Origin of the sequence: Veillonella sp. 3627 (genome assembly GCF_003992195.1) — a bacterium.
GTDB lineage: Bacteria > Bacillota > Negativicutes > Veillonellales > Veillonellaceae > F0422.
Genome location: NZ_RQVG01000008.1, coordinates 1 through 14395, shown reverse-complemented (window position 1 = coordinate 14395; position 14395 = coordinate 1). Strand labels below are relative to the sequence as shown.

Sequence of the window (14395 nt, the reverse complement as noted above, 5' to 3'; positions counted from 1 at the left end):
CATCTCTCTTATGGGATGACCGATTTATTATAAGGAGTTGTGATGGAATTATTAGCCCCAGCAGGGACAATGGAAAACTTTATGGCCGCCCTTGAAGCAGGGGCTGATGCCATTTATTTAGGCGGTAAGGTCTTTAATGCGCGATCTCATGCGGGAAATTTTGACTATGATGAGTTGCGAGAGGCTTTGCGATTAGCTCATATATTACAGGTGGGTATCTATGTAACGGTGAATATCTTGGTAGGTGACCGTGAAAGTAAAGCCTTAGCAGAGCATCTACGGGAACTAGAACGCATTGGTGTAGACGGCATTATTGTGCAAGATCTTGGTGTTGCAAGAATAGCGCGTCAAGTAGCGCCTACCTTAGAGCTACATGGTAGTACACAAATGACGGCTACTAATTTGGAGACTGTACAATTTCTAGAACGCTTAGGATTTACACGAGTGGTTCTATCTAGGGAGCTGAGCCTAGATGAAATTCGCCATATCTGTGAACATGCGAAGGCTGAAATTGAAGTGTTTATTCATGGAGCGCTTTGTATCTCCTACTCTGGACAATGTTTGATGAGTAGTTTCATTGGTGGACGTAGTGGCAACCGTGGGTCTTGTGCCCAACCATGTCGCTTGCCATACCAATTGGTTACTTTAGATGGTGAACAAATTACTCATGATAAAGAGACCTATATCATGAGCCCTAAGGACTTAAACTATAGTGCGTATATGAAAGAGCTCATCGAAGCAGGCGTAGCTTCATTCAAAGTAGAAGGACGCATGAAAAAGGTATCCTATGTGCATGAAGTCATCGGTACGTATCGGACAATCATCGATAGATCTGGACAAGCCACAGAGGAAGATTTTACTCGCTTAGAAGAAGGGTTTAATCGTGGGTTCTCTACGGCTTATTTAGAAAATAATGGTTCCAAGTCTATGATGACCATCAGTGCGCCTAACCATTTAGGGAAATACTTGGGAGAAGGACAGGTTAAAGGCCGTACGTTATCCTTGCGCACTAAGGAGGCTGTGGCGGAAGGTGACTTGCTGAAAGTCATTGCCCATACGGGAGATGTGCATTACATTACAGTGACGGCGGATATGACTTTTGATCGTAATATATATCGCATTCCACTTACGGAAACCATTAGTGCAGGCAAGGTCTATCGTGCCAGCCAAGGTGGATATACCAAACAACGGGGGTTAAAAGATTTTACCCGTAAATACAAATCCTATATGTTCTTACATGGTGAAGAAGGTAGTACTGTGTCATTGACGATGATGTTAGATTCTGGTCAAACGGTAACAGTCACAGATGAATATGTATTACAAATGGCTAATCATAAACCTACTTCTGTGGAGAAAATTACGGAACAATTAGGTCGTTTAGGGAATACTCTATTTGAGTTAGATCATGTGACGGTTCCAGAAGGTTCTTTCATGTGGCCTAGCAGTGTCTTAAATAGTCTTCGTAGACATGCTGTGGAGGCTATGGAAGAATTGCTAATAGAACAATACGTGGCATCATGGGAAGCACGTAAAGCGAACTTGCCGACAGGGATGGAATTATTAGGAGATATGACAAAAACAGTAGGACAGGTGTTAGGATTTACACAGGTGCATACCCTAGAATCTAATACAAAACAATTAGAAATCTTAGTGGATTCCTTAGAAGGTCTGCAGCAGGCAATTATGACGCCAGTAGACCGTATTGTGTTTGGCGATCCATTACAAAGAATCCCAGTAGCATATCCTGTATATGAAGAAGCTGTACAAATGTGCCGTGAGGCTAACAAAGAAATTATATTTAGTACCCCAAGGGTGATTAAGGATAATGAAAGTATAGCCTTTAGGGATATGCTAACCCATATGGTAGAAGCCAATCCAGATGGGATTCGAGTGCATTTCTTGGGGGCTTTGGAGGTATTACATCAACTGGGATATACAGGTGTGGTGGAAGGTGATACAGGATTGCAAACCTTTAACTCTCACACCTTAGGCATACTTAATGACTTAGGATTTAGTACTGTCAATGTGTCCTTAGAGGCTACCTTGCATCAAATGAATACGATGGCAAGTAAAAATATTATGCCTATTGGAGCTATTGTGCAAGGCCGTGTAGAATTGATGATTTCTGAGTATTGTCCTATCAGCAGTTTTGCCGGTACAGGTTATAAACGAGGTTGTCCTGTGGTGTGTACGAAACAAGACTATGCTTTGCAAGATAGAAAGGGTGAACTATTTCCAATTTATACAGATCCATTCTGTCGTACCCATATTATGAATAGCCGTGAGTTAGATATGAAAAGCTATATAGATGACTTACGACGTTCTGGGTTACAACGATTGGTTATTGATGGAAGACAACGAAGTCTTAAATGGATTGCTAACGAGGTGAGTATGTATCATCAATTACTAGAGGGGACTGTGAAAGCACCGAGCAAAGAAGGAGCTACTCATATCACACGAGGACACTTTTTTAAAGGAATATTAGGGGAATCATAATGAATAGTGAACAAGTCTTAGACTTTCAACATATACGGCAAAAGCTGGCAGATGTGTGTTCCTCTGCCATAGCTAAAGAATATGCACTGAATTTGCAACCTATGCACAACCGTCAAAAAATTGAAGATGCCCTAGATGAAACCGTGGAAGCTATGCGCTCCTTAGAGCAAGAAGTGGAGCAACCCATCAGTGGCACGAAAGATATTCGTACAACTTGTACGAAAAGTCGTAAAGAAATTATTTTGACTCGTGAAGAGCTTTGGGACTTGCATACCACTATCTTGGCATATAATCGGATGCATCGTTTTTTTAAAGAAAAGTATCTGCTCTACCCATTATTATCTTTGTGGGTACAGGATTTGCCAAGTCATGATAAGCTGACCAAGCGCTTTGAACGAACTTTTGATGCCTATGGTGTGTTACTGGATGGCGCTACACCTAAACTACAACAGTTGCGAATGACCATGAGTCGTACAAAGAATGCTATTAAAAATGATTTACAGCGAATATTACAGGATAAGGATAATCAAAAATACTTTCAAGAAGCTATCGTTACTATGCGTAATAATCGTTACGTCATTCCTGTAAAACAAGAATATCGAGGAGCATTTCCTGGTCTTATTCATGATAGATCTGCTACAGGTGCCACTTTATATATTGAGCCTATGCGATTGGTAGACTTAAATAATGAATTACAAGAAGCTACCTTGGCAGAAGAACAAGAAGTACTTCGTATTTACAAAGAATTAACAGAGTTGGTACGAGCTCATGCAGATACATTATTAGATGCATGTAAACGTGTATCCCATGTAGAATTTGTCTATGGAAAAGCAGAATTAGCCATACGGATGAAAGCCGTCCGTGCCATCATTAGTCAAGGTCGAGAAGTGAACTTACTACAAGCGCGTCATCCTATGCTAGCTCCAAATGTGGTAGTTCCTACTACCATCACTTTAGGGACGAAGTATCGTATTTTGTTGATTACGGGTTCTAATACAGGTGGTAAAACAGTGTCTCTAAAAACATTGGGATTGTTGGCGTTAATGAACCAAAGTGGATTATGTATTCCAGCTGATAGCGGATCTACTTTACCAATCTTTCACCATATCTATGCAGATATTGGAGATGAACAAAGCATTGAAGCCAGCTTGAGTACATTCTCTGCCCATATGTCGCAGGTAATTCGGATACTGAAAAAGGTAGGACCAAATGATTTAGTATTACTAGATGAATTAGGTTCTGGTACGGATCCAGAAGAAGGAAGTGCCTTAGGGATTGCAATCATTGAATACTTCCGTAAAAAAGGAGCGCTCATGATGGTGAGCACGCATTATAATGAGTTGAAAACCTATGCGTATCAAACGGAAGGTGTCGAAAATGGTCATGTGGAGTTTGATGAAAGAACCTTACGCCCAACGTACCGTTTACATATTGGTGTAGCAGGTAGTTCACATGCACTTAGCATTGCAGCACGCTTAGGATTACCGCAAGATGTGGTGGACTTAGCTCGCAAACAATGGGAACTGAATGGACGTAGTGCTATGGAAGATATGCTTCGTGATTTAAATCAAGAGCTTAGAAAAACGCAAGAACGGGAACGAGCTTTGAAAAAAGAACAAGAAGAAGTGCGCCGTATGCGTACCCAAGTGATGCGTGATAAAAAAGCATTACAAGATAAGAAAAAGGTCATCTTAGAAAAAGCTCGAGAAGAAGCGCAAAATATGAAACGATCTGTTCGTATTGAGAGTGAACAAATCATTAAAGAGTTAAAAGGTTCTTTTAATGAAACGGACAAGCAAAAACGTCAGGATGCTATATCTAAAGCTAGAAAAGGTGTATCCAATGTAGCTGTTCCAACAGGGACTATTGAAAAACGAGATCCTTTAGATGTGACTAAGGTAAAAGTGGGCGATGTTGTATTCCTAGATAATTTACAATCATTGGGCACTATATTGGCTATTCAAGGAAAACGGATTCAAGTAGATATGAATGGACTGACAGTGACTGTGAAAGAAAAGGATTTATTAGCAGCCACTCGTGAGGAAGCCAGTGCCTTATTGCGTAAAGAAAATCCTGCACCTATGTCCAATCGTCAGCGGAAGCGATCTGGTATGGCGGTCATTCGTCAACAACAAGCCTCTACTGAGTTAAATATTATTGGTAGAACTGTGGATGAAGCTATTGTAGAAGTAGGAAGATTCATTGACCAAGCTATACTAGCTGGATTAAATTCGGTGCGTATTGTTCATGGTAAAGGAACGGGAGCTTTACGGTCTGGAGTTCATGATTATTTAAGGACCTTGCCAGGTATTAAAAGTTATGACCTAGCTAGTTTAGATGAAGGTGGTGCAGGAGCGACGACTGTAATCCTATAAATGAATCCTTTATGGAATTCTAATTTGTGCAAAAATCTGCAATAGAGTATAATTAAGGGAGTTCTATAGGAAATAATGAGCTTTAGAGAGGTGACATATGAATCCTAGTTCATCAAGACCCATTCCTCCTAGGAGACGGGTAGTGCAAAAGAAACCGATAAAGAAAAAATCATCTTGGAAACGTTCTTTTTGGATTTTCTTTATCTTATTTATATTGATTGTAGCAGGTGCAGGTTGTGGATTTTTAGGTGCCACTATGTCTTCTTTACCGGACGTGGCTAATGTAAAACCAGCAGCATCTTCACAAATATATGATGCGAATGGTGATTTAATTACTACAGTCCATTCAGAAGAAAATCGATTACCTGTGAAGTTGTCAGAAGTTCCAAAAAACCTTCAGAATGCTTTTATTGCTACAGAAGATAATCGTTTCTATAGCCATCATGGTATCGATCCTATTGGTATCTTACGCGCTGTATGGGTAAATATTATTCATGACGGTGTTGCAGAAGGTGGATCTACGATTACACAACAGTTAGCACGAAATGCTTTCTTAACACAGGATCGTACCTTTAAACGTAAGATTATGGAAGCTTTATTGGCATTGCGTATTGAACAACACTATACAAAACAAGAAATTTTAGAAATGTACATGAACCAAATTTATTTTGGTCAAGGTGCATATGGCGTACAAACAGCGTCTCATGTATACTTTGATAAAGATGTGCAGGACCTGTCATTAGCGCAGATGGCAATTTTAGCGGGCTTACCGCAAAGTCCAAATTATTATTCTCCATTTAATAATCTAAAAGCAGCTAAAGCGCGTCAGGCTGTTGTATTGGGACAGATGGTGAAATATGATTATCTATCAGCTGATCAAGCAGAAGAAGCCAAAAATGCGGACTTACACTTGTTAGATAAACCAAAATCTTCTAATGGATATGGCAGAATGAGTTACTTTGTAGATTATGTTATTAATGAAGTATCAGAACGATATGGTGATAATGCAATTTATAAAGAAGGTATGAAAATTTATACTACCATTGATATGAAGGCACAAAGGGCTGCTGAACAGGCTATGGAAAACTTACCAAATTATTATACGGATGAAAATGGCTTACAGCAGCCACAAGGGGCATTGATTTCTATTAATCCTCATAATGGTCATATCGTAGCTATGGTGGGTGGCCGTGGTACAGATTCCTTTAATCGTACTACTATGGCGGTACGTCAACCGGGCTCAGCCTTTAAGCCATTTGTATATTTGGCAGCTTTGAAAAATGGAGATACTCCAGGTACAGTATATGTAGATAAACCATCTGAATTTAATGGCTGGAAGCCTCAAAACTATTCTCGTAGACATTCAGGCGCTATGACAATGCGTAATGCAGTAGCTCACTCTAATAACGTAGTAGCTGTATTAGCAGCAGATAAGGTGGGTATGTCAAATGTGTTGGACCTAGCTGAGAAAATGGGGATTTCTACATTAGATAAACATGGTGATGATAACTTAGCTGTTGCATTAGGTGGTTTGACAAAAGGTGTGACACCTATGGATATGGCGGTAGCCTACGGGGTGCTTGCCAATAACGGTGTGAAAGTTAAGCCTGTAGCTATTACGAAAATTATAGATCGTAATGGTAATATTGTAGAGGAAGGTTCTGTTGAGGAAACTCGTGTTGTAGAGCCAAAATATGCATATATGATGACAAATATGCTTGAATCTGTAATTAAATTTGGTACAGGTGGTAATGCTTATTTTGGTCGTCCAGTAGCAGGTAAAACTGGTACTACCGATGAAGAAAAAGATGCTTGGTTTGCAGGTTATACGCCTGATTTAGTGACAGTGGTTTGGATGGGTGATGATAGTGGATCTGAAACTTTACATGGTACCACAGGTGGTCAAACACCAGCTATCATCTGGAGACAATACATGCAAGCAGCTTTAGCAGATACTCCAGCATCTAACTTTACAGTGCCAGAGGGGGTAGGTCCTGAGGCTTATGCAGGCAATACAAACCCAGCTACAGATAAGAAAAAAGATGAGAAAGACAAAAAAGATAAAAAAGATGGAGATGTAGAGGAGGATACTAGTACAACATCCAATGATGAAAGCCCCTCTAAATCAAAAAGTAATAAAGGGAAAGATCCCATTATTGCCCCTAAATCCTCTAAAAGTTCACAGTAATATAGGAGATAATCATGATTAGTGCAGCAGAACAGTTTCGCCTCATTTCCCATGGGGTAGCTGATCTTTTACCAGAAGATGAATTTAAGAAGAAACTTGAAAAATCCGTAGCAACCAATACGCCATTGATTGTTAAATTAGGTTTGGATCCTACAGCTCCAGATATCCACTTGGGTCATACTGTAGTCTTGCGTAAGTTAAAATTGTTTCAAGACTTTGGGCATAAAGTCATCATTCTAATTGGTGACTTTACAGCTCGTATCGGTGACCCTACTGGTAAAAGTGTAACACGCCCTCCATTGACTGAAGAACAAGTTATCACCAATGCAAAAACATACCAAGAGCAAATCTTTAAAGTCTTAGATCCTGAAAAAACAGAAGTGCGCTTTAATAGCGAATGGTTGAGCAAATTAGACTTTGCTGATGTGTTGAAACTAGCATCTAAGTACACCGTAGCTCGTATGTTAGAACGTGATGATTTTCATAAACGCTACACAGAAGGTCGTCCTATCAGTATTCATGAGTTCATGTATCCATTGATGCAAGGTTACGATTCTATTGCTTTGAAAGCTGATGTGGAATTTGGTGGTACTGACCAAACATTCAACCTGTTAATGGGACGCCATTTACAAGGCGAAGAGGGGATGCCCGAGCAAACCATTATTACAATGCCAATTTTAGAAGGCCTTGATGGGGTTCAGAAAATGAGTAAGTCTCTTGGCAACTACATTGGTATTAGTGAAGCTCCATCTGAAATGTATGGTAAAGCGATGTCTATCCCAGATGAGTTGATGATGCGTTACTTTATGTTGGTGACAGACATGAGTATTGAAGAACAAGAACAACTTAGTAAGGATTTAGAGTCTGGTGCAGCCCATCCTAGAGATGTAAAAATGAAATTGGCTCATACTATCGTTCGTCTATATCATGGAGAAGAAGCAGCCAATTTTGGTCAAGATGAGTTTGTGCGTGTGTTCCAAAAACATGCGATGCCAACAGATATTCCAGAATATAAAGTGGCAATCACAGAAGAACCTGTGTTTGTACCACAGTTACTATCTGATGCAGGTTTGACAGCAAGTAATGGGGAAGCAAGACGATCTATTAAAGCTGGAGCCTTTAAAATTGATGGTGAAAAGTGCAATGAAGAACATATTGTATTGAAAGATGGTATGGTGTTGCAAGTTGGAAAGCGGAAATTCATCAAAATCGTCTCTTGTTAGTTTATGTAGCCTGTGGCGTTCTTAACTAAATAAGATAAAGGGAAGACCGTAACACACCCCTTCTCAAACTATACAGTGGTTATGTTTGTTCAGGGGTATGTTACGGTCTTCTTGTGTTTGTGTGATTTAGGTAGTAAGAGATGCCACAAGGCTACTACATCTAACTGCGTTCCTCTGAGTTTTTAGAGCACGGCATATTCCTTCGCAAGCTATACAGTAGTTATGCTTGCTCAGGAACAGGCCGTGCTCTTCTTGTGTTTGTGTGATTTAGGTAGTAAGGGACGCCACAAGGCTACTACGTCTAATTGCGTTCCTCTAAGGACGGAAAGATCACAACAATGAGGGTAAAAGTGATAGTTTGAATTTTTGTGGATACATTTACGTTTTGTTGATTTTGTTTTGAAAAAAGAGAAAAAAGTGACTTCTAATTCATAATAGTTATCATAGAAAGATAATGTTAAAATTCGTAATATATGTGGTATTTTGTGTATTAAAATTATATATTTTGAATAAAAATGCGGGGGGGGTAAGAAGATATTAAAAATGATATAAGTTATGACACTTAAAATGCGAGAAGAATAAAAATTCATAAAATTGTTTCAAGTAACCATATAATGAATAAAAATAAATAAATATTAATCTATAATCCAAAAAAGAAAGTAAAATTGAGCATAAAAACATATCAATCAAGTATTACAAAATTAATGTATGTGAATATTTTTTCAAAAGAATACTTGCTAGTGTATAGAAATTTATATATAATAATATCGAGATTAATTGAACTAGATTTATACAATATATTTAGCGATAGAGATTATCTGCGAATTGTAGAATAATCAAATAGTTCATGGATCATGGATATATTGTTTTATCTCTAAAGCCTATGGGAAACTGAGGGTGTATTTGTAGTTTTATTACAGTATGCTACATCGTGAATATAAGTGAAGCTAATGAAGATATTTTCCTAATATTAGAGGGTTAGAGTTTAAAAGGTGTATAGCTAGTATAGAAGGAGGAAGGATTTATGGGTTTGAACCGCATATATAAAGTCATTTGGAGTAAGACAAAAGGCTGCTATGTAGTCGTATCAGAGATGGCAAAACGTGTAGGCCGCAACAAGGCAAAAGCGATTGTTATGTCTACGGCGGCGATGGCCATGGCTGTGACACCGGCGGTTATGAATGTAGATCGAGTAGAGGCGTCGGTGTTGATTGGTAATGCTGATGGTACTACTATATCAGCAAATGGGTCGACAGTATCTTCTGATGGGATTACTATTGGTAGTGCTATTACCAAAGCTGGTGGCGAATCTGTTCATATTGGTGATAACAGTGGTAGTGTGGGTAGTAGAAATGTAGTTATCGGTACAAATGCCTCGGCTGGTTACGATGAAAAGGATTCTGCTGGTAATCCACCGAAAGATGGTGCCTTTAATCAATCTGTAGCGATTGGGTCAGGGCGTAAGGCTGGTGAAGGCGCTCGTGCGTATGGAGATCAGTCTATCGCCATTGGTTCAAACACGATTGCAAGAGGTAACTCTTCTATTGCTATTGGTAATGATGATGTGGATAAAACAGACGCAATCATGACTACCTATACAGACTTGGAGGGAAAGCGGTCGACGGCCACGATTGGTACTGCATATAATAAATTAACCGGTAAAAATTTAAAGTGGGATGGAGGACAATATACCGATACTTCTGCAGGGGAAGCTTCTGTAGCAATAGGTGTAAAAGCTGAGGCGGGTGATATTTCATTAGCTTTGGGTACTGGCGCTAAAGCAAAAGTTGTCAATGGTGTGGCTATCGGTTCAGGTGCCACAGCAAATCGAGATAATGCCGTAGCTATCGGTGGCGGTGCCACTACGGATAAAGCAGGCACAAAAGAAGTAGATGTAACAGTAAATGGTCTTCGCTATACATGGAAAGGTGGGGAAAATACCTTGGCTGGTGACGTGGTGTCTTTCGGTAAGGAAGGATATGAACGTCAATTGAAACACGTTGCAGCAGGCCGTGTTGCAGAAGATTCTACAGATGCCATCAATGGTTCCCAGTTCTTTGGTGTATTAAAGCATTTGACAACCGATCCTGTGTATTTTTATGGGGCTGATAACTCTTCTGATGATAAGGTTGTTGGAGATAATGCTGATCTGAAGGCTGCCGATGCGAAAACTAAAAAAGTTGTTGCTAGAAGTATGTCAGATAGCCGTTTAGATTTTAAAGGTGGCGCTACCGGAGAATTAACAGATAATAATATTGGCGTTGTCTATAGCGATGAAAAAACGATTAAATTCAAATTAGCAAAACAACTAACAGGCCTAACAAGTGCCGAATTTAAAGATGCTAACAATAATGTGGTGAATATTACACCAACAGGAGTTTCCTTTAAAAAGCCTAATGCTACTGGTACAAACACGGTTACATTAAATCAAAATGGCTTAAATAATGGTGGCAATGCTATTACGAATGTTGAGGGCAACTTACAAGGCTCCAAATCAAACAGTGCAGCACCAACGACTAGCGCAATAGCACCAACATTGGGAACAGGAAGTGACCAAGTAAATAAAAATAATGCAGCCACAGTAGGCGATGTATTACAAGCTGGCTGGAACTTACAAAATAACGGCGCAGAAAAAGATTTCGTAAAACCATATGACACTGTGAATTTCATCGATGGTGATGGAACTTCAGTGGCTGTAGACACTACAAATGGTACAACATCTACTGTGAAATACAATGTTAACTTAGGTAATGGATTAGAAAAAAATAGTGCTAACAAAATTACCATAAAACCAGCAGACAAATCTTTAGAAGTAAACAAAGATGGTGTAAAAGTTAAAACAGATGGTACTACGATTACAACTGACGAAAATAAAGGATTAAAAGTTGTCACTGGTGAAATCGAACCTGTTATAACTGGTGATAATCCTGGTACAGTGAAAGTAACAGATGGAGACGATGACAAAATTGCTACCGTAGATTCTGTAGTAAAGGCTGTGAATAATGCTGCTTTCACATTGAAAGCAAGTGCTGATGGTGGTACAAGAAATGGAAATAGTACTGTAAAAGCAAAGGGCGAACTCATTAAAGCAGGCAGCACTATAGACATGATCGCTGGTAAAAACCTAGAGGTAACACATAATCAAAAGGGTAAAATCACATTTGCTACGGTAGAGAATCCTTCTTTCAACACTGTGCAAATAGGTGACAACGAGGGGCCAAAATTCTCTGCCACATCTGATGGAAATATTAAGGTATCTGACAAAGATGATACAAAACCGGTAAAAATTACAAATGTAAAAGACGGTGAGATCTCTAAAACATCCAAAGATGCTATTAATGGTAGTCAATTCCATAAACTAGCGAATAATACAATTAAATTAGCTGGTCAAAATGGAGAGGAAGAAGCTACTGAAACAGATCCACAAAATCTAAATCAAAAAGATGGTATCAAGTTTACTGTTAAATCTAGTGATGGAACCTTGTTACATGTAACGGCAGTAAATGATACAATTACATTAGCTCCAAAAACTGGTACAATTACAACAACAGAAGGTGTACCAACTGCAGTTACTAAAAATGGTAAATTAGTGACTGTTGATGAAGTAGTAAAGGCTTTAAAAGACCTGGGTTGGAAAGCGACAGCAGGCACAGATGGCACGGGTACTATGATTGGTGCTGGAGCTACTGAAGAGTTAATCAAATCTGGTAATACAGTGACTTTCAAAGCTGGTGATAATTTAGCTGTTAAACAAGATGGTAAAAACTTTATCTACTCCTTGAAAACAGATTTAAAAGACTTAACAAGTGCTGAATTCAAAGATGCTAATAATGCGGTGAAGATTACACCAAATGGAGTTTCCTTTAAAAAGCCTAATGCTACTGATGCAGACACTGTTACATTAAATCAAAATGGTTTAAACAATGGTGGTAATCCAATTACAAATGTAGCAGGCAACTTACAAGGTGCTAAACCGAACAGTACAGAACCAACGACTAGCGCAATAGCCCCATCATTGGGAAACGGAACTGATCAAGTAAACAAAAACAATGCAGCCACAGTAGGCGATGTATTGAACGCTGGTTGGAACTTACAAGAAAAAGGTGTAGCGAAAGACTTCGTGAAACCATATGACACTGTGAATTTCATCGATGGTGATGGAACTTCAGTGGCTGTAGCAACTGCAAATGATGGTACAACATCTACTGTGAAATACAGCGTAAACCTTGGCGATGGCTTAGAAAAAACTACAGATAACAAAATTACTGTAAAACCAGGAGATAAGTCTTTAGAAGTAACAACGGCTGGTTTAAAGGCAAAAACTGATAACACAACGATTACTACAGGAGATAGTGGATTAAAAGTTGTTACTGGTGGTATCGAAGCTGGTACTACCCCTGGCACTATGAAAGTAACAAATGGAGACACTGGCAAAATTGCTACCGTAGATTCTGTAGTAGATGCTGTAAATAATGCTGCTTTCACATTGAAAGCAAGTGCTACTACAGATGGTACAAGAAATACAGGAAGTACAGTAGATGCAAATGGTGAATCCATTAAAGCAGGCAATACTATAGAAATGATTGCTGGTAAAAACCTAAATGTAACACATAACACAAATGGTAAAATTATATTTGCTACGGTAGAGAATCCTTCTTTCAACACTGTGCAAATAGGTAATAGTAAAGGTCCAAGATTCTCTGCCACATCTGATGGAAATATTAAGGTATCCGATAAAGATGATACAAAACCGGTAAAAATTACAAATGTAGCAGATGGAACTATCTCCGACACCTCTAAAGATGCTATCAACGGTAGCCAAATCCATAAACTAGTGAATAAAGCAATTAAATTAGCTGGTCAAAATGGAAGCGAGACAGCTGGCGAAACAGATCCACAAAATCTAACTCAACAAGATCCTATCAAGTTTACTGTTAAATCTAGCGATGGAACCTTGTTACATGTAGCAGCAGCAGGCGATACGATTACATTAACTCCAAAAACTGGTACTATTACAACAGGTGAAGATGGAATACCAACAGCGAATACAACTGGTGGCAAATTAGTGACTGCTGATAATTTAGTAAAAGCCTTAACAGAAATGGGCTGGAAAGCGACAGCAGGCACAGATGGCACGGGTACTATGATTGGTGCTGGAGCTACTGAAGAGTTAATCAAATCTGGTAATACAGTGACCTTCAAAGCAGGCAATAATTTAGCGATTAAACAAGATGGTAAAAACTTTATCTACTCCTTGAAAACAGATTTAAAAGACTTAACAAGTGCTGAATTCAAAGATGCTAATAATAATGCGGTGAAGATTACACCAAATGGAGTTTCCTTTAAAAAGCCTAATGCTACTGATGCAGACACAGTTACATTAAATCAAAATGGTTTAAACAATGGTGGTAATCCAATTACAAATGTGATCAGCAAGCTTGAAAACTATAATGACCCTACAGTAAATGGTAAAGCACCAGTTCGAAATGAATTGCGTAAATTCGATAACAATGCGGTACCTGATACAAATGCAGCTACAGTAGGTGATTTGCGTAACATGGGTTGGGTAGTATCTTCTAATAAAACAACTGGTGATTTGGGCAATTCATATTCTGAAACGGTAAAAAATGCTGATGAAGTGAAATTTGTTGGTACAGGTCTAGCTACAGTATCTGGTAAAACAGAAAATGGAGTACGTATAATCACTGTTGATGTGGAATCTAAGACAGCTATCAATGCAGTAACGTATACAAAAGCAGATGGTACGAAAGTATATCCTGTAGAAGGTCCGAATGGTACTACTTACCACACAACTCCAGAAGGAAAAGGTCCAAACGATGAAATAGTGGATGGAAGCAATGTAATTACATCTGTGAATGGACCAAAAGGCACAAAAACTCCGTCTACATTAACTAATGTAGAAGGCAACTTAGAAGGTGCTAAAACAGGTACTAATGCTCCAACGACTAGCGCAACAGCCCCAACATTGGGAACTGGAACTGATCAAGTGAACAAAAACAATGCAGCCACTGTGGGTGATGTATTGAATGCAGGTTGGAACTTACAAGGTAATGGTACAGCCGTAGATTTTGTGAAACCATATGATACAGTTA

At 39.0% G+C, this 14395-nt stretch carries 5 protein-coding genes; all 5 read left to right on the top strand.

The features are described from left to right. Positions 1–42 precede the first annotated feature (42 nt). A complete protein-coding gene (locus tag EO114_RS05105) occupies positions 43–2496 on the top strand; it encodes a DUF3656 domain-containing protein (protein ID WP_127061903.1) in 2454 nt (817 codons plus the stop codon). After that, positions 2496–4871 (top strand): endonuclease MutS2, encoded by a 2376-nt coding sequence (locus EO114_RS05100; protein WP_127061901.1) that lies wholly within the window; start codon positions 2496–2498, stop codon positions 4869–4871. The genes EO114_RS05105 and EO114_RS05100 overlap by 1 nt, the downstream gene beginning before the upstream one ends. 97 nt (positions 4872–4968) lie before the next feature. Beyond that, positions 4969–7059 (top strand): penicillin-binding protein 1A, encoded by a 2091-nt coding sequence (locus tag EO114_RS05095; RefSeq protein WP_127061899.1) that lies wholly within the window; start codon positions 4969–4971, stop codon positions 7057–7059. Positions 7060–7073: 14 nt separating this feature from the next. Next, on the top strand, positions 7074–8282 hold the full coding sequence (gene tyrS / locus EO114_RS05090) for a tyrosine--tRNA ligase (protein ID WP_126940248.1): 1209 nt from the start codon (positions 7074–7076) through the stop codon (positions 8280–8282). A 1024-nt stretch (positions 8283–9306) separates the two neighbouring features. Next, positions 9307–14395: ESPR-type extended signal peptide-containing protein (locus EO114_RS05085; RefSeq protein ID WP_240629064.1), on the top strand; the 5089-nt coding region annotated here is incomplete at its 3' end.

Coding starts and splice junctions, on each gene's coding strand:
- tyrS (WP_126940248.1), top strand. CDS start 7,074: ATGATTAGTGCAGCAGAACAGTTTCGCCTCATTTCCCATGGGGTAGCT.
- EO114_RS05105 (WP_127061903.1), top strand. CDS start 43: ATGGAATTATTAGCCCCAGCAGGGACAATGGAAAACTTTATGGCCGCC.
- EO114_RS05095 (WP_127061899.1), top strand. CDS start 4,969: ATGAATCCTAGTTCATCAAGACCCATTCCTCCTAGGAGACGGGTAGTG.
- EO114_RS05100 (WP_127061901.1), top strand. CDS start 2,496: ATGAATAGTGAACAAGTCTTAGACTTTCAACATATACGGCAAAAGCTG.